The sequence below is a fragment of the Microbacterium sp. NPDC079176 genome, assembly GCF_040686675.1.
In the GTDB taxonomy this organism is placed as follows: Bacteria; Actinomycetota; Actinomycetes; order Actinomycetales; family Microbacteriaceae; genus Microbacterium.
This window is the reverse complement of sequence record NZ_JBFBLM010000005.1, coordinates 124,275-148,904: the sequence shown is the minus strand read 5'-3', so window position 1 is coordinate 148,904 and position 24,630 is coordinate 124,275. Positions and strand designations below refer to the sequence as shown.

At 69.5% G+C, this 24,630-nt stretch carries 35 protein-coding genes and 1 tRNA gene; 12 read left to right on the top strand and 24 right to left on the bottom strand.

Annotation, left to right across the window (positions count from 1 at the left end):
- Window positions 1–16: 16 nt before the first annotated feature.
- A complete protein-coding gene (locus tag AB0P11_RS13765) occupies window positions 17–1,495 on the bottom strand; it encodes a DUF222 domain-containing protein (RefSeq protein WP_363522492.1) in 1,479 nt (492 codons plus the stop codon).
- 151 nt (window positions 1,496–1,646) lie between these two features.
- Window positions 1,647–2,207 (bottom strand): MarR family winged helix-turn-helix transcriptional regulator, encoded by a 561-nt coding sequence (locus AB0P11_RS13760; RefSeq protein ID WP_072592060.1) that lies wholly within the window; start codon window positions 2,205–2,207, stop codon window positions 1,647–1,649.
- A gap of 400 nt (window positions 2,208–2,607) precedes the next feature.
- Between AB0P11_RS13760 and AB0P11_RS13755 the strand changes: the two genes are divergently transcribed.
- Window positions 2,608–3,294 carry a twin-arginine translocation signal domain-containing protein gene (locus tag AB0P11_RS13755; RefSeq protein WP_363522726.1) on the top strand — a complete coding sequence of 229 codons (687 nt, stop codon included), beginning with the start codon at window positions 2,608–2,610 and terminating at the stop codon, window positions 3,292–3,294.
- Between the two features lie 99 nt (window positions 3,295–3,393).
- Here AB0P11_RS13755 and AB0P11_RS13750 read toward each other — a convergent pair whose 3' ends face one another.
- The 3 genes from AB0P11_RS13750 to dcd are packed head-to-tail and all read right to left on the bottom strand — an operon-like array spanning window position 3,394 to window position 4,643.
- A complete protein-coding gene (locus tag AB0P11_RS13750; protein WP_230100931.1) occupies window positions 3,394–3,609 on the bottom strand; it encodes a DUF2283 domain-containing protein in 216 nt (71 codons plus the stop codon).
- Window positions 3,602–4,036 (bottom strand): hypothetical protein, encoded by a 435-nt coding sequence (locus AB0P11_RS13745; RefSeq protein ID WP_363522489.1) that lies wholly within the window; start codon window positions 4,034–4,036, stop codon window positions 3,602–3,604. Before AB0P11_RS13745 ends, AB0P11_RS13750 begins: the two co-directional genes overlap by 8 nt.
- A 1-nt stretch (window position 4,037) precedes the next feature.
- Window positions 4,038–4,643 (bottom strand): dCTP deaminase, encoded by a 606-nt coding sequence (gene dcd, locus AB0P11_RS13740; RefSeq protein WP_042536862.1) that lies wholly within the window; start codon window positions 4,641–4,643, stop codon window positions 4,038–4,040.
- Window positions 4,644–4,736: 93 nt separating this feature from the next.
- Between dcd and AB0P11_RS13735 the strand changes: the two genes are divergently transcribed.
- From AB0P11_RS13735 to AB0P11_RS13725, 3 genes are all read left to right on the top strand, one after another.
- Window positions 4,737–4,810: transfer RNA gene (locus tag AB0P11_RS13735), tRNA-Gly, on the top strand.
- 104 nt (window positions 4,811–4,914) lie between these two features.
- Complete coding sequence (locus AB0P11_RS13730; protein WP_363522487.1) at window positions 4,915–6,744, top strand: AMP-dependent synthetase/ligase; 1,830 nt, start codon at window positions 4,915–4,917, stop codon at window positions 6,742–6,744.
- A 17-nt stretch (window positions 6,745–6,761) separates the two neighbouring features.
- Window positions 6,762–7,685, top strand: a complete 924-nt coding sequence (locus tag AB0P11_RS13725) for a DUF1295 domain-containing protein (protein WP_056275326.1) — start codon at window positions 6,762–6,764, stop codon at window positions 7,683–7,685.
- Between the two features lie 36 nt (window positions 7,686–7,721).
- Here the strand turns inward: AB0P11_RS13725 and AB0P11_RS13720 are convergent, their stop codons facing one another.
- The 5 genes from AB0P11_RS13720 to AB0P11_RS13700 all read right to left on the bottom strand — a co-directional run bounded on the left by AB0P11_RS13720 (window position 7,722) and on the right by AB0P11_RS13700 (window position 11,374).
- The gene (locus AB0P11_RS13720; protein WP_363522485.1) at window positions 7,722–8,555 is read right to left on the bottom strand and encodes an anti-sigma factor; all 834 of its coding nucleotides are present in this window, start codon (window positions 8,553–8,555) and stop codon (window positions 7,722–7,724) included.
- Window positions 8,539–9,099, bottom strand: coding sequence for a sigma-70 family RNA polymerase sigma factor (locus tag AB0P11_RS13715; protein ID WP_150115128.1), 561 nt, complete (start codon window positions 9,097–9,099; stop codon window positions 8,539–8,541). The genes AB0P11_RS13720 and AB0P11_RS13715 overlap by 17 nt, the downstream gene beginning before the upstream one ends.
- A 33-nt stretch (window positions 9,100–9,132) precedes the next feature.
- Entirely contained in the window at window positions 9,133–9,798 is a 666-nt protein-coding gene (locus AB0P11_RS13710; RefSeq protein ID WP_320489088.1) for a class F sortase, read from the bottom strand.
- Complete coding sequence (locus AB0P11_RS13705; RefSeq protein WP_053098083.1) at window positions 9,798–10,625, bottom strand: DUF4397 domain-containing protein; 828 nt, start codon at window positions 10,623–10,625, stop codon at window positions 9,798–9,800. Before AB0P11_RS13705 ends, AB0P11_RS13710 begins: the two co-directional genes overlap by 1 nt.
- Window positions 10,626–10,747: 122 nt before the next feature.
- Window positions 10,748–11,374, bottom strand: coding sequence for a stage II sporulation protein M (locus AB0P11_RS13700; RefSeq protein WP_157557453.1), 627 nt, complete (start codon window positions 11,372–11,374; stop codon window positions 10,748–10,750).
- 94 nt (window positions 11,375–11,468) lie between these two features.
- Between AB0P11_RS13700 and AB0P11_RS13695 the strand changes: the two genes are divergently transcribed.
- A complete protein-coding gene (locus AB0P11_RS13695; RefSeq protein ID WP_053099284.1) occupies window positions 11,469–12,071 on the top strand; it encodes a TetR/AcrR family transcriptional regulator in 603 nt (200 codons plus the stop codon).
- Between the two features lie 7 nt (window positions 12,072–12,078).
- On the opposite strand, the gene AB0P11_RS13690 is transcribed toward AB0P11_RS13695, so the two are convergent.
- Complete coding sequence (locus AB0P11_RS13690; RefSeq protein WP_053098085.1) at window positions 12,079–12,396, bottom strand: DUF2277 domain-containing protein; 318 nt, start codon at window positions 12,394–12,396, stop codon at window positions 12,079–12,081.
- Between the two features lie 102 nt (window positions 12,397–12,498).
- Window positions 12,499–13,326, bottom strand: coding sequence for a LuxR C-terminal-related transcriptional regulator (locus tag AB0P11_RS13685; protein WP_053099285.1), 828 nt, complete (start codon window positions 13,324–13,326; stop codon window positions 12,499–12,501).
- Window positions 13,327–13,420: 94 nt separating this feature from the next.
- Here AB0P11_RS13685 and hxlB point away from each other — a divergent pair, with 94 nt between their 5' ends.
- Window positions 13,421–14,002 (top strand): 6-phospho-3-hexuloisomerase, encoded by a 582-nt coding sequence (gene hxlB, locus AB0P11_RS13680; protein WP_363522481.1) that lies wholly within the window; start codon window positions 13,421–13,423, stop codon window positions 14,000–14,002.
- A 46-nt stretch (window positions 14,003–14,048) separates the two neighbouring features.
- Window positions 14,049–14,672 carry a 3-hexulose-6-phosphate synthase gene (gene hxlA, locus AB0P11_RS13675; protein ID WP_053098088.1) on the top strand — a complete coding sequence of 208 codons (624 nt, stop codon included), beginning with the start codon at window positions 14,049–14,051 and terminating at the stop codon, window positions 14,670–14,672.
- 75 nt (window positions 14,673–14,747) lie between these two features.
- Here the strand turns inward: hxlA and AB0P11_RS13670 are convergent, their stop codons facing one another.
- Window positions 14,748–15,578: a methyltransferase domain-containing protein gene (locus AB0P11_RS13670; RefSeq protein WP_363522479.1), complete on the bottom strand. Its 831-nt coding sequence runs from the start codon at window positions 15,576–15,578 to the stop codon at window positions 14,748–14,750.
- Between the two features lie 90 nt (window positions 15,579–15,668).
- Between AB0P11_RS13670 and AB0P11_RS13665 the strand changes: the two genes are divergently transcribed.
- Window positions 15,669–16,370: a helix-turn-helix domain-containing protein gene (locus AB0P11_RS13665; protein ID WP_363522477.1), complete on the top strand. Its 702-nt coding sequence runs from the start codon at window positions 15,669–15,671 to the stop codon at window positions 16,368–16,370.
- Here AB0P11_RS13665 and AB0P11_RS13660 read toward each other — a convergent pair.
- Entirely contained in the window at window positions 16,367–16,573 is a 207-nt protein-coding gene (locus AB0P11_RS13660; protein ID WP_056275342.1) for a hypothetical protein, read from the bottom strand. The two genes, AB0P11_RS13665 and AB0P11_RS13660, sit on opposite strands and share 4 nt — an antisense overlap.
- Before the next feature lie 42 nt (window positions 16,574–16,615).
- On the opposite strand from AB0P11_RS13660, the gene AB0P11_RS13655 reads away from it, so the two are divergent.
- Window positions 16,616–17,512, top strand: coding sequence for an SDR family NAD(P)-dependent oxidoreductase (locus AB0P11_RS13655; RefSeq protein WP_363522724.1), 897 nt, complete (start codon window positions 16,616–16,618; stop codon window positions 17,510–17,512).
- Between the two features lie 4 nt (window positions 17,513–17,516).
- Here the strand turns inward: AB0P11_RS13655 and AB0P11_RS13650 are convergent, their stop codons facing one another.
- The 8 genes from AB0P11_RS13650 to AB0P11_RS13615 all read right to left on the bottom strand — a co-directional run bounded on the left by AB0P11_RS13650 (window position 17,517) and on the right by AB0P11_RS13615 (window position 21,294).
- Complete coding sequence (locus AB0P11_RS13650; RefSeq protein WP_363522475.1) at window positions 17,517–18,380, bottom strand: hypothetical protein; 864 nt, start codon at window positions 18,378–18,380, stop codon at window positions 17,517–17,519.
- 87 nt (window positions 18,381–18,467) lie between these two features.
- Window positions 18,468–18,641 carry a CsbD family protein gene (locus AB0P11_RS13645; protein WP_363522473.1) on the bottom strand — a complete coding sequence of 58 codons (174 nt, stop codon included), beginning with the start codon at window positions 18,639–18,641 and terminating at the stop codon, window positions 18,468–18,470.
- Between the two features lie 99 nt (window positions 18,642–18,740).
- Complete coding sequence (locus tag AB0P11_RS13640) at window positions 18,741–18,953, bottom strand: hypothetical protein (protein WP_053098096.1); 213 nt, start codon at window positions 18,951–18,953, stop codon at window positions 18,741–18,743.
- A 44-nt stretch (window positions 18,954–18,997) separates the two neighbouring features.
- Window positions 18,998–19,612: a hypothetical protein gene (locus AB0P11_RS13635; RefSeq protein WP_363522471.1), complete on the bottom strand. Its 615-nt coding sequence runs from the start codon at window positions 19,610–19,612 to the stop codon at window positions 18,998–19,000.
- Window positions 19,609–20,193 carry a DUF6286 domain-containing protein gene (locus tag AB0P11_RS13630; protein WP_053098098.1) on the bottom strand — a complete coding sequence of 195 codons (585 nt, stop codon included), beginning with the start codon at window positions 20,191–20,193 and terminating at the stop codon, window positions 19,609–19,611. Before AB0P11_RS13630 ends, AB0P11_RS13635 begins: the two co-directional genes overlap by 4 nt.
- On the bottom strand, window positions 20,190–20,585 hold the full coding sequence (locus AB0P11_RS13625) for a hypothetical protein (RefSeq protein WP_056275353.1): 396 nt from the start codon (window positions 20,583–20,585) through the stop codon (window positions 20,190–20,192). The genes AB0P11_RS13630 and AB0P11_RS13625 overlap by 4 nt, the downstream gene beginning before the upstream one ends.
- Window positions 20,585–20,773, bottom strand: a complete 189-nt coding sequence (locus AB0P11_RS13620) for a DUF2273 domain-containing protein (RefSeq protein WP_053098100.1) — start codon at window positions 20,771–20,773, stop codon at window positions 20,585–20,587. The genes AB0P11_RS13625 and AB0P11_RS13620 overlap by 1 nt, the downstream gene beginning before the upstream one ends.
- Complete coding sequence (locus AB0P11_RS13615) at window positions 20,770–21,294, bottom strand: Asp23/Gls24 family envelope stress response protein (protein ID WP_363522468.1); 525 nt, start codon at window positions 21,292–21,294, stop codon at window positions 20,770–20,772. Before AB0P11_RS13615 ends, AB0P11_RS13620 begins: the two co-directional genes overlap by 4 nt.
- A gap of 223 nt (window positions 21,295–21,517) precedes the next feature.
- Here AB0P11_RS13615 and AB0P11_RS13610 point away from each other — a divergent pair, with 223 nt between their 5' ends.
- Together AB0P11_RS13610 and AB0P11_RS13605 are read left to right on the top strand one after the other, a co-directional pair.
- Window positions 21,518–22,093 carry an isochorismatase family protein gene (locus AB0P11_RS13610; RefSeq protein ID WP_363522467.1) on the top strand — a complete coding sequence of 192 codons (576 nt, stop codon included), beginning with the start codon at window positions 21,518–21,520 and terminating at the stop codon, window positions 22,091–22,093.
- A gap of 10 nt (window positions 22,094–22,103) precedes the next feature.
- On the top strand, window positions 22,104–23,006 hold the full coding sequence (locus tag AB0P11_RS13605) for an SDR family NAD(P)-dependent oxidoreductase (RefSeq protein ID WP_285363482.1): 903 nt from the start codon (window positions 22,104–22,106) through the stop codon (window positions 23,004–23,006).
- Window positions 23,007–23,021: 15 nt separating this feature from the next.
- Here the strand turns inward: AB0P11_RS13605 and AB0P11_RS13600 are convergent, their stop codons facing one another.
- A complete protein-coding gene (locus AB0P11_RS13600; protein ID WP_072592087.1) occupies window positions 23,022–23,387 on the bottom strand; it encodes a cupin domain-containing protein in 366 nt (121 codons plus the stop codon).
- A 52-nt stretch (window positions 23,388–23,439) separates the two neighbouring features.
- Window positions 23,440–23,811 carry a DUF4406 domain-containing protein gene (locus tag AB0P11_RS13595; RefSeq protein ID WP_171821956.1) on the bottom strand — a complete coding sequence of 124 codons (372 nt, stop codon included), beginning with the start codon at window positions 23,809–23,811 and terminating at the stop codon, window positions 23,440–23,442.
- Window positions 23,812–23,879: 68 nt separating this feature from the next.
- On the opposite strand from AB0P11_RS13595, the gene AB0P11_RS13590 reads away from it, so the two are divergent.
- Window positions 23,880–24,629, top strand: coding sequence for a DeoR/GlpR family DNA-binding transcription regulator (locus AB0P11_RS13590; RefSeq protein ID WP_056275362.1), 750 nt, complete (start codon window positions 23,880–23,882; stop codon window positions 24,627–24,629).
- Window position 24,630 lies beyond the last annotated feature (1 nt).

The window sequence follows — 24,630 nt, the reverse complement described above, 5'->3', positions numbered from 1 at the left end:
GGCACACGCGAAGAGTTCATCCGGCACGCGCGAAGACGGGCGGCCGCCGCGTTCTGCCCTGCGCCGAGGCGCTGAGTCTTGGGGTGCGCCATTGCTGTGCGGGGTCCCACCACCTCGGCCCTCGCACCTGCGGAATGCCGTCATTCATCCGGATCTCCCACCCGGACGTTCCCAGACTCCGGTGGTGCCACCAGCACAACGGCACCCCGTTGTCGGTGTGCGTCGGCCCGCCCCTGGCGTGTTCGGTGACGTGTTGGATCTCGCACCAGGATGCCGGGACATGGCACCCGGGGATGAGGCATTCTCTGTCGCGGGCGATGATCGCGCGACGTTGATGCACGGTGAACACCCGATCGGTCGTCGTGATCCCGACGATCCGACCCTCGTCGAGGAGAACTCGCTGGATGGTGCCGGAGCATCCGACGTGGGAGGCGACACTTAGAGGCAGTTGGCCCCGCGCACCGCTGACGCTCGCACGCCCGGTGCCGTTCACGAGGTCGTTCGCATCCACCGTCACGACCAGCACCGGTGCGGCGCCTCCGAGTGCGGGCATGTCTCGATGACGGGCGGCGATCGCCAATGCCGCGGCGAGAGCATCATGACGCTTCTGCGCCGGCGTGCGGTCATCGATGACGGCACGCGGATCGGAGTTGTACGGATCCTCGTCGCCGTCTGCCGCATCGCCGTCTTCCGCGTCACCGCGATCGGCCGCGGGCGTGAACGCGACGCCGGGCATCGGCGGCCCGTCCCCTTTGGGGTTGTTCAGCGCATCGAGGATCAGCTCCAACTGCGCGGCGACCTCGGGCGTCAGGTATCCCTTGATCGACCGCAGCCCGTCTCGCACCCGCCCGAGGGTTATCCCCCGACGCCGGGCAGGCTCATCACCCGGCCCGTCTCCATCAGGGTCGAGCAGCGCGACCAGCGTCTCAGCAAGCAGCTTCAGCTCATCGAGTGTGGGCGCCGGGCCACGGACCTCCCCGTCGGGGCCCGCCTCGGCGTCAGGTCTGATGCCGCGAGCCGCGCGAGCGAGACACGTGTCGGCGTCGAGCCGATCAGCGGCACCGATGCGATGCGACACCTTCTCGATCGGCTCTGTCGCGGCGAGCATCCCCGCGACTCCGATCACCCCATCGAGCAGCGCCTCCCGCAGCGCCGGCCAGCGAGCAGGCAGCCGATCGCCGGACACCAGATTCACGTCCCGGCGGACCAGAGCGACCACCTTGCCGACGCGCGTCGCCTCTCGCACGTCTGTCAGCAGGGTGCGCTGCAGCAGTTCGTTCTGAGTGCGGCACCCCGTGGCATGCGGGAAGTCCACCGCATCCCCTGCGGCGATCGTCTCGACCACCACGGCTTCGACCCGCCGGAACGCCGCGCTCGCAGCCTGCAGCACCTCGACCCGTTCTGCATCCGTAAGCCCCGCGAGCGCGTCGTCGGACAGCACCTGATCGAGGTCGGAGACGACCTGATCGAGAAGGGCACGAGTGCGGGATGACATGACTCCATCACACACGGGGCCACCGACATTCGAGCCCTGAAGTCAGCCTCTTTTCGGCCAGGTCAGAAGCATATTCCGGAACACTGGACATGCATTCCGGGACACCGGCGAGCGCCTACCCACACCGACCGCCAGTACCGCCACGCGCCAGTCAGTTCTCCCAGTTGTCGGCGAGCTTGTTCAGCAGCGTCGCGAGCTGATCGCGCTCCTCATCCGTGAATGCGGCGAGCGCCTTGCCGAGCGCCTCCCGCCGCTCGCCGCGCATGCCCCGAGCGACCTTGCGCCCTTCGTCCGTCAACGCGATGCGCGTGCGCCGCGCGTCGTCGGGGTCGGCCTCGCGGCGCACGAAACCGTGAGCGACCCCCTGTTGCACGAGCCGCGAGGCCCGGGGCTGATCGACTCCGATCGCCGCGCCGAGATCACTGACGCTGAGAGGAGCGGATGCCGCGGCGAGCGCCTCGAGCATCCGCATCCGCGCCGGGCCGCCGAAGCGTCCGGACGGGTCGTTCGCCCACGGCGGCATGCCGGGGTGCACAGGGTGCCCGCGTCCGTGACTCCCCTGCTCGAAGTGGTCAGGGTGGGGTCCGCCGTGCCAGCCGTGCGGCCCGCCCATCCCTCGCGATCCGCGACCACGGTCGCCGGGGCGCCTTCCGCGAAGGCGCGACAGGGCGCGGGCGATGGCCTCGGCGGGGTCGTTCTCTGCGGCGCTCACAGATCGATTTTACATGCGACTTGACATGGATCTGCACTACATGTCACACTACATATACATGCATAGTGACAAGCACATGCTCCATGACATCTAAGGACTCCACCCATGAACACCTCTGACACTCAGAACACAGACAGCACCTCCCGCCCCTTCGGCTATTGGCTGAAGGCCGTCGACCGCCTGATGGCGGCCGAGTTCGACTCCGCTTTCGACGGCGAGCATGCAAGCCGCCGCGACTGGCGGATGCTGAACATCATCGACGGCACCGCGCCGGCCCGCCGCCCCCTCAACGCACACAAGCTGCACAGCCTGGTCGAGCGCGGCTGGGTCGTCGCCGACACCGACAGCGACCGCGGCTGGACGCTCACCGACGACGGCCGCGCGGCGAAAGACCGCCTCAGTGCCGTCGTCGACGGCATCCGCGCCAAGGTCACCGACGCGGTCGGGCCCGAAGACCTCGAGACCACACTGGCCACGCTCGAGCAGATCGCTCGCGCGTTCGGTTGGGACGAGCAGACGCCGCTTCCTCGTGGACGCGGCCGTCGCCGCGGCTTCGGCCGCCACGGTTTCGGACCCGGATTCGCCCCGGGGCGCGGTTTCGGCCGCCACCACCGACACTCGTTCGGACGCGATCACGGTGTCGCACCCGACTTCGCGTCCGAGCACGAGCACGACCACGAATCGGATGCCGAGTTCCGCCGCCGCGAGTGCGGTCACCGCGGACACCCGGGCCACGACCGCTTCGCGGACGCACGCCGCTCACACCGCGGCCACCACGGCCACCCGCGTGACATCGCGGAAGACCGTGACCACCGCCCTGGTGGTCACGGTCACGGTGGCTTCGGAGACGTACGCCACGGCGAGCACCGCGTCGCCCGCGCGGCGCAGCACGCCTACGAGCGCGGCTTCGACGCCGGCTTCTCCCGCGGCCGCGACGCCTGAGGCGTCACACCCGCATCCGCTGCACCCAGAACGCCCCGTTCGCTTCGGCGCACGGGGCGTTCCCGCGCGTCGGAACCGCACCCCGAGGCAGCTCACGCCAGGAGAACAGCGCCGACCCCGTCGCGAGCCGCGGAGAGGCGCCTAGCGCAGAGCGGGCAGAACGACCTCGTCGACGAGCTGCACCACCGCATCCGATTCGAGTGCGCGCCGCCGCAGGCTGACGCTGCCGAACGCCGCGCGAAGGTCAGGCGCCCGGTTCTTCCGGGTGGAGCAACCGGGAGGCACCGAGAATCTCGATGCCGAGCAGGTGGCCGTCGCGATCGAAGTCGAGAAACAGCTCACCGGAGATGTCGTCAGGCAGGTTCACCGCGACGGTTCTCGCGACCTCGCCATCCGCGATCGCCGCGCCCACCGTCACGTACGCGGCGTCGACCTCAGGGTCGCGTCGCAGCTCACCCACGCCACAGAGTCGCGGCGGCGGCGGCGACATCCGGGGCACCCGCCGACTGCGCGAACGACACCGTCGTGCCGAGGTAGACCGCACCGGCGATCGCCGCCGCGAGCAGCACGATGAGGAATCCGAAGATCACCGCCGACAGCGCGCGGTATCCCCCGGATGTCGGCACCTCAGGTGCCACCGACGGCTGCGCCCAGTCGTCGGCCACCGGCGCCGGCTGATCGCCCGTGAGGATCGCCGGCTTGGGCCGCGACCGGCGAGTGCTGGGAAGCATCGCCTCGGGCGGAGGCGGCGGAATGACGGCATCCGGAATCTCGGACTCCGCGGGAGGCGGCGAGATCACCGCATCCGGAAACTCGGACTCGGGCGGAGGCAGCGGAATGACAGCATCCTCCGGTCGGATGTACGGATCTCTGCTGTCACTGCTCATCTCAGCCCCCTACGGCTCCGACGTCGGTCGTGCCGACGTCCGTCTTGTGGAAGTTCTGGAACGAGCGGGATGCGGTCGGCCCGCGCTGCCCCTGGTAGCGGTTGCCGTACGGGCCCGAACCGTACGGGTTCTCGGCCGGCGACGTCAGCCGGAAGAAGCACAGCTGACCGATCTTCATTCCGGGCCACAGCTTGATGGGCAGCGTCGCGACATTCGCGAGCTCGAGCGTCACGTGCCCCGTGAACCCGGGGTCGATGAAGCCGGCGGTCGAGTGCGTGATCAGCCCCAGGCGACCGAGCGACGACTTGCCCTCGAGGCGAGCCGCGATGTCATCGGCCAGGGAGACCTGCTCGAACGTGGCACCGAGCGCGAACTCGCCCGGGTGCAGGATGAACGGCTCGTCGGGGTCGACCTCGATCAGCCGAGTCAGCTCCGGCTGATCGACCGACGGGTCGATGAACGGGTACTTGTGATTGTCGAAGAGACGGAAGTAGCGGTCGAGGCGCACGTCGATGCTCGACGGCTGGATCATCTCCGGCTCGTGCGGATCCAGACCGATGTGGCCGGAGGCGAGTTCTGCTCTGATGTCGCGGTCGCTGAGAAGCACGGCCCCAGCCTAGTTGGCACACGCCGCCGACACTTTGGCCATGACGGATCAGGCGGGTAGGCTTGCGTTCACCTGCTTCTCGAATGCAGGTGCGGGGCTGTAGTTCAATGGCAGAACTTCTGCTTCCCAAGCAGATAGCGCGGGTTCGATTCCCGTCAGCCCCTCCACAGGACCCCCGGCTCGCCCGGGGGTTTTCTCTTGCCATCCGTTTCCTCCTCCGCTCCGAACAGGAGCAGATGGGCCCGTTCTCGTGCGCCCGAGAGGAGTTCCGATGCTCGAATCGTCGACCCCGCCGCTCGCCGACCTCGACGGGTACCGCAACGTCACCGACCTGCTGGTCGCGCGAGTCACCGCAGCTCCCGACCACGTCGCCTTCGAGGTCAAGGGAGCGAATGTCGGTGACGCGTGGCGCCCGATCACGACCCGTGAGTTCCTCGGCCAGGTGCGCGCTCTGGCCAAGGGCTTCATCGCCCAGGGCGTGCGGGCCGGTGATGCCATCGCGATCATGGCTCCGACTCGTTACGAGTGGGCCGTCGCCGACCTCGCCGCCTGGTACGCCGGCGCTGTCGTCGTGCCGATCTACGAGACGTCCTCGCCCACGCAGGTGAACGCGATCATCGCGGACGCGGATGTGCGTCTGGCCATCGGCGGCACCTCGATGCACGCGGTGCTGCTGCAGTCCGCCCTCACCCACACGGAGCGGATCACGCTCGGCGCCTGGACGATGGATGCCGCAGTGTCCGGCACGCTCTCCGATCTGGTGGCGCGGGGCACCGCCGTCACCGACGAGGAGCTCGAGGCCCGCAGGGCGTCCGCCACGCAGGACGACCCCGCCACCATCGTCTACACCTCGGGCACCACGGGCGAGCCGAAGGGGGTCGTGCTCACGCACCGGAACTTCCTCGGGCAGGTGCTCAACATCGCCGCCGCCTACCGCGAGATCGTGAACGAGCAGGGCAACACCGTCATCTTCCTGCCCCTGGCCCACGTGCTCGCGCGCGGCCTGCAGCTGATCTGCCTCGCCAGCGGGATGCGCATCGCGCATCTGTCCGACCCGTCGACCGTCGTCGCGACCCTTGACACACTGCGCCCGACGTTCCTCGTCGTCGTGCCGCGCGTGCTGCAGAAGATCGAGGCGGCAGCCGCCGCCAAGGCGTCCGATAAGGGTCTCACCGCCGTGTGGGAGAAGGCTCGGGCGACGGCGATCGCGTGGGGCCGGCGTGCCGAGCGGGTCGACGCGGGCCTCACCCCCGGAACGAGCCTCGGGCTGCGCCTGCGTCACCGCCTCTACGACGCCGTCTTCTACCGCCGCCTCCGCGCTGTGATGGGCGGGCGGGTCGACTACATCCTCTCCGGCGGAGCAGCGCTCGACTCGGAGCTGTCGCTCTTCTTCCGCGGCATCGGCGTCCCTGTCATCGAGGGCTACGGCCTGACCGAGACGACCGCGCCCCTCACCGGCAACCTGCCCGGTCGCATCGCGTCGGGCAGCGTCGGCTCGCCGCTTCCGGGACTCACGGTGCGCATCAGCGACGAAGGAGAGGTGCTGGCCCGCGGGCTCGGCGTCTTCAGCGGCTACCGCAACCCCGCGCACGACGACGGCGCCTTCATCGACGGATTCTTCCGGACGGGCGACCTCGGGCGCCTCGACAACCAGGGCAGGTTGATCCTCGACGGCCGCCTCAAGGACGTGATCGTGACGTCGAACGGCAAGACGATCGTGCCGACCCGCTGGGAGAGCGTCGTCGAGGCGGATCCGCTGGTCTCGCACGCGGTGATGGTCGGCGAGGGGAAGCCGTATCTCTCGGCGCTCCTCGTGCTCGACCCCGAGCAGACCCGGGCATGGGCGGATGCCGAAGGCCTCAGCATCCCTCTCCTCGCCGAGACCGACATCCGCGCCGTGACCGAACCGACGCTGCGCGCCCGCCTGCAGCGCACCGTCGACGCCGCCAACGCGCTCGTCGCTCGCAGCGAGCAGGTGCGCCGTTTCAGCGTCGTGTTCGCCGACCTCGACGACCGCGGACTCGTCACCCCGACCATGAAGCTCAAGCGGAGCGTCGTGCTGCATCGCGCAGCCCTCACCGTCGAAGACCTCTACCTCTGACAACCGGAAAGAACACCATGTCCTCCCCCACTTCCTCCGCACCGAAGTCATCCCGGTCCTCGCTGATCGCGATCATCGTCGCCCTCGTCATCGGCGCCCTCGTCGCACTCGCCGGCAGCCAGGGCGGCGCGACCGTCGGCGGCATCCCGCTGTTCGCCATCGCCGTCGCCGCGGCCTTCGCGATCCAGATCCTCGCCTTCATCCCCGCGATGCTGCTGCGCACCGAGCGGTTCTTCGACCTCACCGGCAGCCTCACCTTCCTCGCCATCTCCGTGGCCCTCGTGCTGATGACGCCCATGCCCGATGCCCGCAGCTGGATTCTCGCGGCGATGGTGATCCTGTGGGCGGCACGCCTCGGATCGTTCCTCGCGATGCGCGTGCACAAGGCCGGATCCGACGGCCGCTTCGACGAGATCAAGGGATCGCCGGTGCGCTTCCTGCAGGTGTGGGTGATCCAGGGCGCGTGGGTGTCGATCACGGCGGCAGCGGCGTGGATCGCGATCAGCACGGATGCCGCCTCGCGAGCGCCCATCGGATGGCTGACCGTCGTGGGCATCATCGTGTGGGTGGCCGGGATGACCGTCGAGATCGTCGCCGACGCGCAGAAGTCCGCTTTCCGCGCCGACCCGCGTCACAAGGACGAGTTCATCCGCACCGGACTGTGGTCGCGTTCGCGCCACCCCAACTACTTCGGCGAGATCGTGATCTGGGTCGGCGTCTTCCTCACCGCCGCGCCCGTGCTCGGCGGATGGCAGTGGGTCGCGATCCTCTCGCCGCTCTTCGTCATCCTGCTGCTCACGCGCGTGAGCGGCATCCCGCTGCTCGAGGCTCGCGCCGAGAAGAAGTGGGGCGACCGCGCCGACTACATCGAGTACCGCGAGAGCACGCCCTCGCTGATCCCGCGGCTCACGCGGCCCGTGGTCCGCGAGCACGCGGCGTAAGAGCGCCGTCGCGCGAGGGGCGCTCGCGAGCGCCTCTCACGCGAAGTCGAGCTCGCCGCGCACGATCGAGTCGCCCGAGTGCGCAGGATCGCCGTCGACCGGCTCGAAGGAGATGTCGACCAGGCGGTACTCGTCGAGGTCCACACTGTCGGGGACGCGGAACGTGCCCGACGAGTCGTCGAGCACCCCGAGGCTGATCAGCGCCTGTCCGTCCTCGCGGATCAGCCACACCTCGCGGTAGTCGCCGGCGACGAGCTCGTCGCCGTCGAGGGTCACCGTCAACGTGCGCCGGCCGTCGCCGTCGTCGTCGATCCGGGCCTGTCCCTCCGCATCGGGGTGGTCGGGGAACGCGGCGAGCTCGGCCGAGGCGATCACGGCAGAGGAGGGCGTGAGGGTGCGGGCGATCCAGACTCCGGCGCCGATCGCGACGACGAGCGCCATCGACGCGGCGAGGATCCACATGGTGGCCGACGAGCGGCGGCGTGGACGGACACGAGACCGGTGTCGCGGCGCAACCGCTTCCGCAGCATCCGCCTCAATCGCTGTCGCCGGACCGGCCGCCGGGACCGGTGCCGATGCAGCCGGTGCCGATGCGGACTCCGACTCCGGCGGGTGGACGTCGGATGCCGGGTCGGCAGCAACCGCCGAGGTCAGCCCGAGTTCGCCGTGGATCCTCGACCAGACGTCGGCGGGCGGGGATTCCAGGTCGCCCTCGACGACGCTGGAGCGCGCCACGAGCGCCACCCGCGACATCGCAGCGACCTCGGCGGCACAGTTCTCGCACTCGACGAGGTGTTCCATGTCGGCGTCGGATCCGGCCGGTTCGCCCATCGCGATCAGGGCGATCTTCTCGTCATCGAGATGTGACACGGTTCACCTCCAATCGGTCGCGCATGCGGGCAAGGCTTCGGCGGATATGGCTCTTCACGGTGCCGAGCGGCATCCCCATTCTGCGTGAGATCTCTTCGTGGGTCAGGTCATCGTAGAAGGCCAGTCGCATGACGGCCTGTGCATCCGGCGCGAGCTGCTGGAGCTCGCTCGAGAGCAGCAGCGTCTCGGACAGATCGATCGATTCGGAGACGAGGGCGTCGGGCGGAGTGAGTCGTTCCATCTCGGCCTGCAGCTGCTGCACCTTGGCGCGCGCCTCGAACGTGTCGGCGATCCGGCGCCGCGCGATCGTGATCAGCCAGGTCGACAGTCGCGCCTTCGACGAGTCGTATCCGGCACGCGAGTTCCACGCCGACACGAAGGTGCGCTGGGTGACGTCCTCGGCATCCCCCCGATCGCCGAGCGAGCGCAGTGCCAGGGTGAAGACGACCGGCGACCACCGCCGGTAGAGCTCCGCGAGCGCCTGCTCGTCGCCCGCGACGAAGCGCCGGTCGAGCGCCGCTTCGGCTTCGGTGGTCTCATCCACCCGGAGTCTCCTCTCCATGGTGATCACCCCGCCTCATCGCGGGACCGCCACCGCGACCACGTTATCGCGGTAGTGCCCGGTCTGGCTGTCGAAAGGTCCGCCGCACGTGACCAGCACCAGGGCCGAGGGGCCACCACGCTGGAAGAGCTCGTCGGTCGGCAGTGCCGCCTTCTCGTAGTAGGTCAGCGACTGCACCACGAACTCGCGGCTGGTGCCGTCGGCCGCCGTGATGCGGATGGTCTCGCCGGCGGGCACGTCCCGCAGACGAGCGAGCGGTCCGATCGGATAGTCGATCGCGTCGACGTGCGCTGCGATCAGAATCCGGCCGCTCGTGCTCGTGGCATCCGCTCCGTATCGATACCAGCCGGCGATGGCCGGGTCGACGGGCAGTTCCATCTGTCCGGTGTCGGCCACCCCGACGTCCGTCACCGGCATGTCGATGGCGAGCGACGGGATGGCCAGACCCACGGGAGCGACGGATGCGGTCGGGGTGGGGAGAGCACCCGGCCGCACGGCGACGTCTCTCGTGGGAGTGGGAGGGACGGGCGATGGAGTCGTGGGGGGCGACTCCGTGGAAGGAGGGAGATCCGCGCCCGCCCCTCCCGGTGTGCATGCCACGAGGCACGCCGCGGTGACCAGGGCGCCGAGCGTCATGATGACGCGGCGCAGACGGGCCGTCCGCAGCGTGCCTCGGAGCATCAGCGCACCGTCTGGCGGCGACGGACGATCAGGCCCGCACCCACGGCGGTCGCGATCGCGAGGGCGACGAGACCCGCCGAGAGGAGGGCGTTCGCCGAGGCATCCTGCTCAGCGAGGTAGCCCGCGGTGCCGGAGGGCACTCCGTCGGGGTTCGAGTGGAGTCCCGAGATCGTCTGTGCGGCGATCGCGAGGTTGCCGTCTTCGGCACTGCCCCACGCGTAGACGATCGTGTTGACGCCCTCTTCGATCGCGACGTCTGCCGGACCGATGACCGGGTCGGTCGTGCCGGTCAGAGCGACGGCCGCCGACACGGTGCCCGCGGGGAGGTCGAGCTTGGCCTCGTTCGGGTTCGTGAGGTTCTCGATCACGGGCGATCCGCCCGCGAGGATGTCGACCGCGGGCGCCGCGGCGGTGTGGCGCACGGTGAGTCGCCCCTGGCCGGGAGCCGTCTGCGAGATGTCGTTGGTGAAGAGGTTGAGACCGGGTTCGCCCGCTTCGGTCAGGTGGGCCACGGCGGTGTAGTTCCCGCCCGCTTCGAGAGCGAGGGTCGCCGGGCCGAGGATGGGCGCGCTGGCGTCGGCGGCATCGGGAGCGGTGAGCGCCACCTCGTACGAACCGGCGGGCAGCTCGAGCGGTCCGGCGAGGTCTCCCGGCGCGAAGTCGTCGAGGGTGAGCTCGCCGTTCACGTACACGTCGACGGGGGTGTCGGGGATCGCGTGCAGCACCGAGAGCTGTGCGGCCTGGGTGGTGGCGGCGCCGGCCGGCATGGCCAGACCGAGAGCGGTGATCATTCCGACGGCGAGGCCGGCGGCGACTGTCTTGCGCATCTGTTCCTCCTGTACCCGGACCGCCCTGTGCGGCCCTTCATAGGAGTTGTTCTCCGGGAGCGCCGGGTTTGGATGCACCTGGATGAAGATTTCTCAGATCGCCATGTCGATGTCCGTTCCGGCTATCCGAGCAGCCACTGCTGCAGGGGGTACACGAAGTAGAGCAGCGAGAAGGCCTCGTAGAGCGCCCCGATGATGAGCAGCGCGAGGGCGGGGAGGCTCAGCCAGCCGATGTGCTGGAGTCCGCGCAGGTAGGCCGCGCGTCGATTCCGCGCACCGATCGCCTGTGGGCGAACCCAGTACCGGCCCAGCAGGAACGCGCCCAGCAGCAGGAGGATGTAGGCCTGCAGCTCGATCACGAGAGTCAGCGAATGCGGGATCAGCGCGACCCACCCCTCCGGCGTCGTCGGCACGAGGGTCACTCCGGTCGTCACCGACCAGACCGCGAACGTCGCGAGTCCGAGGAACGGCACGACGAGCGAGGGCAGCAGGATCGTGAGGGCGCCGAGCCGCAGGGTGTTGACCGCCAGGATCGTCAGCGCGAAGAGCCAGGGGCTGCTGAGCAGAGAGGTGACGAGGCTCGCTGTGCCGTCGTCCTCCAGCGCCTGGGCGCGGCCGGCGACCAGGTCGGGGAAGAGCAGCCCGAGGATGAATCCGATCGCGAAGGTGCCGTAGGCGAGCGCATTGAGAAGCGCGTAGACGCGGAGGTTCGAGCGGATGATCTGGAAAGGCCTGCGGATGAGTGTCATGGGTGCTCCCGTCGATGGACTAACACGGTGTGTTAGTGAGGGACGCACGCCACGCTAACACACTGTGTCACCGGGGGTCGTGGAGAATGGGATGATGACCGCCGACCCGAGCATGCTGCCGACGAAGGACCGCATCCTGCACGCGGCACTCACGATGTTCGGCGAATCACGCGGCGCGAAGCTCAGCGTCCGCGCGGTCGCAGCGCGGGCCGGTGTGAGCACCGGGTCGTTGCGGTTCCATTTCCCGACGCAGCGGGCGCTGCTCGACGAGGTCCTCCGCGTGGTCTACGAGGTGATCGCACCGGACGACCCGATCCATGACGAGTCGCTGACGGCGAAGGGGCGGCTCCTCGCATGTCTGAGGCAGGTGCTCGCTCCGTCAGGCGTCGGGGCGCAGGCACGCGAGGCAGCCACGATCCTGCACCGGACCTTCATCGAACCCGAGCTCACGGACGAACTCCGTGATGCCTACCTGGCCATCGAGCGCGAAGGGCAGCGGAGGGTCGAGCACTGGCTGTCCGTCCTCGAAGACGAAGGCTCACTCCCGGCAGGAGACAACGCCACGCGCGCGCGTTTCCTCAACTCCGTCCTCGCCGGCCTGGCCCTCGAACGGGCGCTCCCCTCGGACGAGTCGATCCTCGAATCCGAGACGAACACGCTCACGATGGCGGTCGATGCCGTGTTCCGCGACGACTAGCGAGGGCTCAGTCCGCTGCCGCCTTCGCCGCGCGCTTGGCCTCTTGGAAGACCCGGATCGCCTCGTACCGCTCGGCTGAGCGAGCCTGTCGCTTCTCGCGCTGCTCGTCGCGGTCCTTCGGGGGTGCGGTCGTGACGAGGTCATCGAGCAGATGTCGCACCGACTTCTCGATCTCAGCGACAGCACGGTCGAACACCTCCCTGTTGGCGCGGGAGGGGGCGTTGGCACCCGAGATCTTGCGCACGAACTGCACTGCGGCCTCATGGCATTCGTCATCGGTGGCCGGTGGGGCGAGGTTGTTCAGAGGAACGATGTTGCGGCACATGCCTGCCAGGGTAGAGCGCTGAGCGCCGGAGTCAAGAGGCATCGGACCGACGACTTCCCCACCTATCCTTCCGAGCAGGCACAGCCCCACCCGAAGGGGTGGTCAGCCGCGCACGATGGCCGCGAGCTCGGCGCGTGACGCCGCCCCGGATTTGCGCAGCAGGTTCGACACGTGGAACTTCACCGTGTTCTCGCTCACGTTCAGCGTCTCGGCTATCTCGCGGTTGCGGCGCCCCGCCGACACCAGTCGCAGCACATCGCGCTCTCGCGGGCTGGCGTCGATCGCATCCGGCAGATCGCCCGGCTCGGCCGGTGGATCGAGAGGAAGGCGGATGCCGACCTCCGACCCCCATCCGGGTGTCGAGGCCACCGACAGGTCGCCTGACAGCGCAGAGACCTGCTCGGCGATCGGGCGAAGTGCGTCGTCGTGCGTCGTCAGGTCTCCTCGGCCGTCGTCGCGGATCGCGATCAGCAGGTTCAATCCGTCGCAGTCCCATTGGATGCGCACGCGTCGCGTCTCTCCGCGGTCGACGATCGCCAGCACGGTGCTTCTCACGATCGAGCGCGCAGAGTGGGCGATCACCCCGGGGAGCGCGCGACCGTTGGCCGGGGGCTCGACGAACTGCACGTCGAGTTCGCTGTATCGCACGAGCGGGCGCAGATCGCCGCGCAGACGCTCGAAGGCGCCCGTCACCGGCTCGAGTCCTGCTCCCTGCTCATCGTTGTGCGTCCGCAGTCCGACCAGTGCACCGGCGGCGACATCGACCGCGATCGTGCGTGCCGCCCGGTCGTCGAGCCGCTGCGAGCGCAGCGTCGCGAGCAGGGATTCGAGGGTGAGGGCGTAGCGGTCCCGCTGCTCGGCGAGGGCGAGCGCGTGGTCTGCGGCCAGTCGGCGTGATCCCGCCGGCCCAGCATGCTCTTCGATGCTCATGATCACCTACTCTATTCGCCCCTCTCCCTTCGGGTAGGTGGAACGGTCCCGAGGCGGGAGCGCCCGAAGGTCGCGCGATCGCAAGAGTGGAGACATGCCTCTCACCGCCACGATGTCGCCCGGCGCCGCCATCTCCCTCATCGCCAACGAGCTGCTCCGCGTCGCGGAGCGCACCAGCGTCGCGAACGCGCATCAGCTCATCGATCTGGCAGACCTCGTCGTCGATGCCCGGCGCGTCTTCGTGCTCGGAGCCGGCCGCTCAGGGCTCGCCCTGCGAATGACCGCGATGCGCCTCATGCACCTGGGACTCGACGTGCACGTGGTGGGCGACACCACCACTCCGGCAATCGAGGCCGACGACCTGCTGCTGACGGCGAGCGGGTCGGGAACGACGGAATCGATCGTGCGAGCCGCGCAGCGCGCCTCGTCGGTCGGGGCGCGCATCGGCGCGCTCACGACCGCCGCGACGTCGCCCCTGTCAGAGCTCGCCGACGTCGTCGTGCGGGTGCCTGCCGCCCAGAAGCAGGACCGCACGGCCGACGCCTCGCACCAGTACGCGGCGAGCCTGTTCGAGCAGGCGGTCGTCGTCATCGGCGACGGGCTCTTCCACGCCCTCTGGCAGCGCCAGGGCACCAGCGCCGACGACCTCTGGCCGCGCCACGCGAACCTCGAATGAGCGGCTGCCGCCCCACCATCCACCCCGCAGAACGAACGGAACACCCATGAAACTGCAGTTCGCCATCGACACGCTCAGCACCGAGAAGGCCCTCGAGCTCGCCGCCGCCGCGGCCGCGCACGTCGACATCCTCGAGCTCGGCACCCCGCTGATCAAGAGCGAAGGCCTCTCGGCGATCACCGCCCTGAAGAGCGCCCACCCCGACAAGGTGATCTTCGCCGACCTCAAGACCATGGATGCCGGTGAACTCGAGGCCGACATCGCCTTCGGCGCGGGTGCGGATCTCGTGACGGTGCTCGGCGTGGCCGACGACAGCACGATCACCGGCGCGGTGAAGGCCGCGAAGAAGCACGGCAAGGGCATCGTCGTGGATCTGATCGGCGTCGCCGACAAGCCCGCCCGCGCGCAGCAGGTCATCGGCCTCGGTGCCGAGTTCGTCGAGATGCACGCGGGTCTCGACGAGCAGGCGCAGGACGGCTACTCGCTCGACAGCCTGCTCACCGACGGCACCGCATCCGGCGTCGCCTTCTCCGTCGCGGGCGGCGTCAACGCCTCGAGCATCGCCGCCGTCCAGGCATCCGGGGCGCAGGTCGCCGTCGCGGGCAGCGCGATCTACAGCGCCGAGAACGTCGGAGACGCCGCCGCCGAGCTGCGCGCCGCGATCAGCTGACGACCGCACAGAGAGGGGCCGACCGGCGATGCCCGGTCGGCCCCTTCGTGCGTCGAACGCCCCGACGGCGCCGCTCTAGACGACGCGGGCCGTCACGAGCAGGTACTCCCACGGCATCCGACCGTCCTCGAGGTGACGATCGCCGAGGTCGGCGAGCGCATCATCCAGCTCTGCTCGCCGCTGTTGGTCGTCGCCGATACCTCGGTACGCCGCCGCGGTCGGGCCGTAGAAGTCCCGGAAGAAGTCCCGGAACTCCGCACCCGACGCGAACCTGTCGACCGACAGCTGCCGACGCTGCGTCGACAGCTCGGCTACGCGGTCTCCGAGGAGGGCGCGCACGTGCTCCTCGTCACCCCAGAGCGGCGGCGGCTGCACACCGGCAGGCGGCGCGGGGACGAACTGCTTGAGCGTGGCGAACAGCTGTCCGACGAACCCCTCCGGCGTCCAGTTGATCAACGCCAGCCGTCCATCGGCGCGCACCACCCGCGTCAGCTCGCCGGCCGCCACCTCGTGATGCGGCGCGAACATGACGCCGACGCACGAGAGCACGGCATCGAAAGAGTCGTCTGCATAGGGCAGCGCCTCGGCATCCGCCTCCTCGAAGGCGAGTTCGACGCCCTGCCGTGCAGCATCCTGCCTGCCGATCTCGAGCAGCTCGGGCGTGAGGTCGCTCGCGACCACGGATGCGCCGGTGCGCGCAGCTTCGATCGACGCGTTGCCGGTGCCGGCGGCGACGTCGAGCACGCGATCGCCCGGCCCGATGCGGCTCTCGGCGACGAGCACCCGACCGAGTTCGGGGATCACTTCGCGCGCGACGGCCGAATAGTCGCCGAGCGCCCAGACGACTCTGTGCTTCGCCTTCAGCGCGCGGTCGGCGTCGGCCTGGAGGTCGGTGGTGGTGTTCATGGTGGGCTCCTCTGCCTTGTGATCCTCACGCTACGAACCCCGCGCAGACCGCTCTAGTATCCGATCTGTACCGGGTCTATCGTGAGGTCCGTGGGCGCCCCCTACTATCAGTTCTGCCCCGTCGCCAAGGCGATGGAGCTGCTGGACGAGCGGTGGACGATGCTCCTGCTGCGTGAGCTTCTGCTCGGCACCGAGCACTTCAACGAGCTGCGCCGCGGCCTCCCCCGCATGTCGCCGACGCTGCTGTCCCATCGACTCGACCAGCTGCAGCGTGCCGGCCTCATCGAGCGGATCGCCCAGGGTGCTGACGTCCGCTACGTGCTCACCGTCGCGGGTGCCGAATTGCGTCCGGTCGTCGAGCAGCTCTCGGCGTGGGGGGTGCGCTGGATCGGCGAGCTCGGAGACGCCGACCTCGACCCCAAGCTGCTGCTGTGGGACATGCACCGCAATGTCGATCACGGCAGCGTCCCCGATGCGCGCACGGTGATCGCACTGCATTTCACGGACGCGAGTCCGGCGCAGCGCCGGTGGTGGCTGGTGATCCACGACGGCGAGGCCGACGTGTGCGACGCCGACCCCGGGTACGACGTGTCGGTCGAGGTGCGCTGCACGCTCCGAGCGCTGACCCGGTTCTGGCGCGGGGACATCGAATGGACGACGCTGCTGCTCGCCGAGGACGCCACCGCGACCGGCCCGAGCGACCTGCGGCGAGCGCTGCCGTCGTGGTTCATCCGCCCGGGATATGCCGCGGTGCCGCGGGTGGGTGCGACGGTGGGGGCGGGCCGGGTCTAGACGGTCGGACGGATGCCGGCGAGCATGATGTCGAGGAAGAGCTGCCTGTCTCCCGCCTCCCCGATGCGCACCGCGTGCTCGATTCCGCACACGAGATGCTCGATCTGCACGATGGACAGATCGGGTCGGATGATCTTCTCGTCGCGCGCCCTCTGAAGCACCCCGTCGAATGCGGCGAAGATCTCGATCTTCATGTCGCGCACGGACTGTTCCTCATCGTCGGGTGAGAGCAGACCGGACGCACGATCGTCGTCACGGGCGCGACCGCGGGCATCGGCTACTTCGCGGCGGAGCAGCTCGCCGCGGCGGGCGCCGACGTGGTGCTCGCGTCGCGATCCGAATCGAAGCTGCACCTCGCCGAGGCATCCATCCGCGGCCAGGTGCCCGGAGCCTCCGTGCGGAGCGTGCTGATCGACCTCGCCTCGCTCGACTCGGTGTCTCGCGCGGCCGACGAGCTGCGCGAGCTGCCCCGCCTCGACGGAGTCCTCCTCAACGGCGGCGCTATGACGGGCTGGCGCGGTGCCCCCACGTCCGACGGCCTCCCCCCGATTCTGGGAACGCACGTGATCTCGAACGTCCGGCTGCTCGCCGGCATCCTGCCGTCCTTGATCGCCACCGGAGAGGCGGAGGGCGTCGCCAGCCGCATCGTGCACACGTCGACCGGCTTCGTGTCGCAGTTCCGGCTCGACGTGGATGACGTCAGGGCGACCCCGCGCAGCGCCATCGCGGCCTACACGAAGGCCAAGACGGTGACCGAGGTGTTCGCCTTCGAGCTCGACCGCCGCCTGCGCGCCGCTGACCTTCCCGTCGCCTCGCTCGTGGTGCGTCCCGGAGTGGGCGTCGACGCCAAGACGCCCGAGCGCACCGGCATCCACGACGCCTCGACCCCGTACCGGCGCAACCCCTACACGCCCTGGGCTCAGGGAAAGGACACCGCCGCCTGGGCTGCGGTGCGCGCGCTCGCGGATCCCGCCGCGCAGGGCGGCGAGTACTACGCGCCCGCGGGGCGGCTTCGCGGACTTCCCCTGCGAGTCGAGCCGCTCGCCCGCACCCACACCCCTCCTGCTGAACTCGTGCAGAGCGTATGGGACCAGCTCGAAGAACTCGCGGGCGTCCACTTGTCGCTGCCGATCCGGCGTTGACCCGCTACTCCTCGCCGCTGTCGAGGAATACTCCGACACGGCCGCCGTCGAGCACGAACTGCAGCGCCACGCCTGACGGGAAGCGCTCGGCGAGCTCGTCGGGGGTCTCGGAGTCGAACGGCACCGCGACGGTCGGCGGGAATGCACCCACGCCGCACGCCGCGTACCGTTGGCCCTCGAAACTCCAGGACGTCTCGGTGAAGTCACGCACATCGGGCAGCTGGTCGTTCCTGACGACATTGAGACAGACGTTCTCCGAGGAACGCTCTCCCGAGTCGGCGTACCACCCGGGCGTCAGGAAGACCGTCAGGCCGGAGAACTCGGCCGATGCGGCATCCTTCTCCGCGCCGAACCACCCCGGCGCGATCACGCCGGATCGCGTGAGCTCGAGCGTCTCGATCTGCGGCGCACCGGCAGACGACGACACGGGAGGGACCACGGCGAAGGCGTAGGCGATCGACGCCGCGAGCGCGGCCGACGCCGCCACGGAGGCCACCCACAGCGGTGCTCGCCACCTCGCCAGGCGCCCCGGCCACCCGGTCACCCCGTGCGGGGCCGCGGGTGCGACCGATTCGTCCCACGTGGACTCGTCGTCCAGTCGGTCGAACAGGTCACCGCTCTCGCGCGATGCATCGGCCGAGGGATGCACCACCCGCAGCTCGGCGCGCTCCGAGTCGGCAACGGAGTCCAGAACGGGCGCTGAGCCAGCGGCCTGGGATGCCGCCGCGCCCCCGGTCGACGCCGCGCTGCGCGAGGATTCGAGCTCCTCGAGTCGGCGGACCGCGGACGGGTCGCTCGCGATGTCAGCACGCGGACCGTAGGCACGAGCCCGTAGCTCGCGAAGCTCGTCATCAGCGGCAGCATCCATCCCCGGCATCGTCTCACGGCATCCTCGCCGCGCACAGCAACGGGCGGATGGAGCGTGACACCGCTCCATCCGCCCGCGCCGGGGGTCTTACTTCTTGAATGCGTCCTTGACGTCCTCGCCGGCCTTCTTCGCGTCGGCCTTGACCTGGTCGGCCTTGCCTTCGGCGGCGAGCTTGTCGTTGTCGGTCGCGTTGCCGATCGCTTCCTTCGCCTTGCCGGCGATGTCCTGAGCGGCGTTCTTGATCTTGTCATCGAGTCCCATGAGGAGCTCCTTTCGTGAGGGTGATCGTGACGGCGGGAGGATTCCCGTCGTCTTATCGCCGTTGCGTGTCGCGACCGACGATAAGTCTGTGGAGGGGGGTCAGCGGCGGACCTTGTCGAGTGCCTTCTCGGCCGCCTTCGCCGCCTTCTTGGCTGCCTTGGCGCGTTCCTTCTTCGCCTTCGGGTCGTTCCACATGCGCACCAGCTGGTGCCGCACGGACTCGCCCTTGTTCACCTGCACGGTCGCTGCCCGACTGCCCACGACGTAGGCGACGAAGGCGATGGCGCCGATGAGGAGGATCTTGTTTCGCATGGTGCTGTCCTGCTTCCTGGGGTGGTGGGGGCGAGGTCCGAGGTTCACGACAGACGTCGCTGGTCGTGCGCGAGCCGCGCCCGGAGGCCGGTGTGGATCGAGACGAAGGTCGCGCTCTCGCGGCCGGTCAGGGTGGCGAGGTTGGTGAGCAGCTTGTCGATGTGGTCGACCAGCTCACGCGGATCGGTGTTCTGCCGGGGCGTGACGGCCACATGCAGCACCGGCTCTCGACGGATGTCGTTCGCGGTGACCTGCGACGACAGGATCTCCGCTCTCCCGGCGAGGGAGTTCTTGACGGCATCCGACACGAACGACTCGGTGACCGTGACACGTCCGAGCGGGTTCTGTGCTCCGCTCGAGCGGAAGGCGGTCTTCGACCGGCGGCCCGAGATGCTGGTGAGGGCGACGATGAGCAGCACGATCACGATGACGATCGCGGCCACTGCGCCGATGCCGATCCACGAGAGGCTGCCGCCGGCGATGGCCGTGGCGGCGATCGCCTGGTCGAGCCACGAGCGGGCGTCCGTGCCGGCCGACGTCCAGATGTCGGTGGCGGTCGGCCAGCTCATGATGGCGATGCCGAGAGCGCCCAGTCCGAGGAAGAGCAGGCCGATGAGGAGCAGCAGGGTGCGGTTCAGCGCACGGTTGGTGTTGTTCACAGCTCGTCTTCCTTCTCGTGGGGGCGCTCGATGCGCACGCGAGTGCGGACGCTGCGGGTCAGCCGGTAGGTCTGCAGCTCTGCCTCCGTGGCCGACTGCACGGCGCCCTTGTCGAGGGGGATGCCGGCGCCGGGGCGCACGGTGACGTCGACACTGCGGTGGCCGACTCCGACGGTGATGCTCTCGCGAGCCAGGCCCGTCTCCTCCGAGAGGTGCTGGGCGAGCGCGCTGGCGATCACGCCGTTGTCGACGACGACCGCCCTGTCGCCCGCCTCGAGGGTGTGCCGTGACAGGCGACCCGGAGTGACGGCCAGCACGACGAGCACGACGCCGATCAGGGCGAGCACGACGCTGCCCGCGATCACGAGTCCGGCCGGCTGTGCCGTGGGCAGGCCGACCAGCCATCCGCCCGCCGCGGCGGGACCCAGCAGGAGAGCGGGCTGCGCCGCGAGGCTCAGCACGATCTCGAGCCCGATGTAGGCGAGGGCGAGGATGAGGAGGATGACCGCGACGAACATCGCGACGGTGCGCGGCGAATGCGTCTCGCGTCGGACGACGCGACGAAGAACCGGGGTGCTCATCGCACTCGTCTCCTCTCTGGGATGGTGGCACCGGTGATGGTGAGGGTGATGCGGGTCACGTCACGTCCGAGAAGACCACTGAGACTCTCCTGCAGCTGCTCCTGCAGCTGACGAGCTCGGTCGAGGACGGGGACGCTCTGGGAGATCGCGACGGTGTCGTCGAGATCGGGGACGGGAAGCGGGGTCGCTATGCGCACGGCGATCCCGCCCGGGTGCTCGGCGACGTCGACCTTCACGTCACCGCGCGGCACACCGATCAGGGTTGCGGACGCCTTCTCGGTGACCGTGCGGTAGACGCGTTCCTTCACGTCGATGCGCCCAGGGACGGTGGCCTCTGCGGTGGCGGCCCGCGCGGGGCCGCCACCGGCGACGAGGTGCTGGTCGACGCGCATCAGGAGGTGCGCCGCCCTGTGAAGGCGTCGGCGAGACCGCGGACGTCGAGCTTGCCGGAGGCGATCCGGCCGATGACGGCTCCGACGCCGGCGAACAGGGCCATGAGGAGGAATCCCCAGAACCCGAACAGCAGAGCGGCCAGGGCCAGGAGTGCGCCGATCAGGGCGCCTGTGGTGGTGGGGGTCATGAGACTCGCGACTCCTCGTTCTCCTGGTTGTCGTCACCGGGGACGTGCACGTCGTTGACCTCGACGTTGACCTCGACGACCTCGAGACCGACCAGGCGGCTGATCGCACCGGCGACGGCGGCGCGCACGTTGCTCGCGACCTCCTGGATCGGGGCGGGGTACTCGACGACGATGGTCAGGTCTGCGGCGGCCTGCGTCTCGCCGACCTCGACCTTGACGCCCTGCGTCAGGTCGGTGGCGTTGACGGCGTCACGGATGGCGCCGAAGGCACGTGCTCCGCCACCACCGAGCGCGTAGACACCGGCGACCTCACGGGCGGCGATGCCGGCGACCTTGGCGACGACGCCGTCGGCGATGACCGTCTTGCCCGCGGCATCCGAGTCGGCGGGGACGCGCGACGTCGAGAAGGCCGACGTGCGGTCGACGCGCGAACCCGAGGCAGCCGGCTTCGGCGCGGTCGGCGTCTGAGCGAGCTCCTTGTCGGCGGGGCTGGTGGGGGTGTTCTGATCCTGAGTTGCCATGACCATTCCTTCGTCTCACGATGTGCCGGCCGGGCCGTGGTGGCTTCGCCGGGAGCGTGTGTGGGTCGCTCACAGATAGGACGGGCGCCGAGCGGGATTCGTCACAGATTCGTCGGGAGAATCTGCGAGACAGGCGCCCGAGCGGCGATCGACGGCAGAGAACACGCGGTCGCTGGCCGTGCAGGCACTGGCCGTCGCGGGCCGGGACCGCGAGGATGATCGGATGAGCCACGACTCCCCCGCCACCGCCCTGCTCGTGATCGACGCGCAGGAATCCTTCCGCCAGCGACCCGACGAGTGGGCGGCCACCGCCAACCCGGGCGTCATCGACAACATCTCCCAGCTCGTCGCGTACGCGCGTCGGTCGGGAGACGCCGTCGTGTGGGTCACGCACTCCGAGCCGGGCAGCGGAGGAGTCTTCGATCCGGCCAACGGCTTCGTCCGGGTGGTCTCCGACCTCGACCCGCAGAGCGACGAGATCGCCGTGACGAAGACCACCGTCAACGCGTTCACATCGACCGATCTCGAAGATCAGCTCCGGCGCCGCAGCGTCGGCCGGGTGGTCGTCTGCGGCATCCGCACCGAGCAGTGCTGCGAGACGACGGCCCGGATGGCGGCCGACCTCGGCTTCACGGTGGAGTTCGTGACGGATGCGACGACGACCTCGGCGATCGAGGCGACGGACGGGCTCGCGGCCGTCTCGGGTGACGAGATCATGCAGCGGACCGAGAGCATCCTGGCGGCGCGCGGATTCGCGACGATCGTCCGCACGGCCGACCGGGTGGGTGTCTCCGCCTAGGTTGGAGGACATGCCCTCGCCGCTCGCGCTCCCCGACCTCACCGGCCGCACGATCCTCGTCACCGGGGCGAACGCGGGCATCGGATACTGGTGCGCGGAGATCCTGGCCACGCAGGGTGCCAGGGTGCTGCTCGGATGCCGGTCGGCAGAGCGCGCACAGGTGGCCGTGTCGTCGATCCGCGCGCAGGTTCCGGGTGCCGACCTCGACATCGTGCCGGTCGATCTCGGGTCGTTGGCGAGCGTCGCCTCGGCGACGGCATCGCTCGACGAGCGGCTCGATGCGGTGATCTGCAATGCCGGGGTCAAGGCGGCGGATCGCAGCGCCCGCACCGCGGACGGACTGGACCTCATGGTCGGCACCAACGCGATCGGACACTTCGCCCTGGTCGCCCAGCTCGACCGTCTGCTCGCCGACGACGCTCGGGTCGTGGCCGTCGGATCGCTGGCGCATCGCTTCGCCGAGATCGACCCCGGCACGCTATCTCAGCCGTGGACGGGTGCGTCGCTGCGTCAGTACGGCCGCTCGAAGGCCGCCCTGATGGCCCTCGCCTTCGAGCTGAACCGCCGGTGGCGGGGCACGGCGCGGTCTGCGCTGTGTGCTCACCCCGGTTACGCCGTCGATCCGCTGACTCCGCACCGCGACGGACTCGCCGCGGTCTCACCTCTGACGCGCGCCCTCGCGTCGGTCAGCCGCCCGCTCGTGCAGGGCAAGGATGCCGGGGCGGCGCCGATCCTGCATGCTGCCGTCGCGGCCGATGCCACCGGCGGCGATTATTGGGGTCCGGGCGGGCTGCTCGAGTTCCGCGGGGCGCCCAAGCGGGTCGCCGCGAGCGCCCAGGTGCGGTCGGTCGACGTCGGCGCGGAACTGTGGTCGGTCGCCGAGCACCTCTCGGGCGTGCGCTTCACGATCTGACGATCTGACAGCGGATCAGGCGAGCTCCTGGAGTGTCGCGGTCATGTCGCCTCCGGCATCCCCGGTGTTGACCGTTCCCTTCGGCTCGAACAGGATCGCGTGCACCTCGTCCGTCGCCTTCGGGCAGTGCTCGACCCCGCGCGGCACGACGAAGACGTCGTTCGGGTGCAGAATCACGTCACGGTCGCGGAGCTGGATGGTGAGCTGGCCGCTCACCACCATGAACAGCTCATCGGTGTCGGGGTGGGTGTGCCAGACGAATTCGCCCTGGAGCTTGACGACCTTGACGTCGTAGTCGTTGACGCTGGTGAGCCGGTGCGGCTGCCAGTGCTCGGTGATCGTCGAGAGGGCGTCGTGGACGTTGCGCACATCGTCTGTCATGCTCACGAGCCTAGCCACCGGCTGGCCACGGCCCCCTCCCGATGAGCCGCGCTCAGGCGGCTTCGGCATCCCTCGACGGGATCTCGTCGATCGATCGATACACGGGCAGCCCGCGCTCGAGCGCGATCTCGACGTCCTTGTCGGCGCCGGCGGAGTCTCCCGGCAGGCGCAGCACCGCGTCGCAGTGCTGCAGCAGTCGGTGGGCCGTCTCGTACATGACGTCGCCCTCGGCGGCATCCGTCTCGTCCATGCCTCGGAGGATCGGCAGGGCGACCCATTCGCCGATCATCGGCACATGGCCGAGACGGTGGATGGGGGCCGCGACCTCTTCGAGGACCTCGAGGTTGCGGGCGATCAGGGCGGGGTCGCCGCCCGTGCCGGAGCGGTAGGGGCCGGCGATGAGAATCAGCAGTGGTGTGTTCATGGAGAAGACTGTAACGTTAACCGTGCAGGAACGTGCAACTTCGTGAATGAACGGGATGGGAGCTTCGGATGCTGAGTGCGCAGCGAAAGGATCATCTGCGCGAGATCCTGCGCAGAGACGGTCGCGTGGTGGCGAAGGACGTCGCCACCGATCTCGGCGTCTCCGAGGACTCGATCCGTCGCGATCTGCGCGAGCTCGCCGACACGGGCGAACTCGTCCGCGTCTATGGCGGCGCTCTGCCGGTTCCGCCGGCCGATCGGCCCGTCGACGAGCGCTCGTCGCTGGCCACCGAGAGCAAGGAGCGGGTCGCCCGCCGCGCCGTCGAGCTGATCCTGCCGGGCTCGACGATCGTGCTGGATGCCGGAACCACGACGCTCGCGATGGCCCGCATGCTGCCGTACGGCGCCGACCTGACCGTCATCACCCCCAGCCCGGCGATCGCCCTCGCCGTCGCCGAGCACTCCGACGCCCGCGTCGTGATCATCGGCGGCGAACTCGCCCGCTTCTCGATGGTCGCGAGCGGCCCCCTCGCCATGGAGGCCGTGCAGCATCTCGCCGCAGACCTGTTCTTCCTGGGCGTGACGGGCGTCGATCCCGTCCACGGCCTGACCACCGGCAACCTCGACGACGCCGCCACCAAACGCGCGATCGCCGCGCGCTGTGCGCAGACCTACGTCCTGGGCAGCGAGGAGAAGATCGGCGCCATCTCGCGCTTCCCGGTTCTGAACGTCGACGCCATCACCGGTCTCGTGGTCGACCCTCAGGACGCGAACCCGGTCATCGGCGATCTCGCAGAGGGCATGCCGGTGCTGCGCTGAC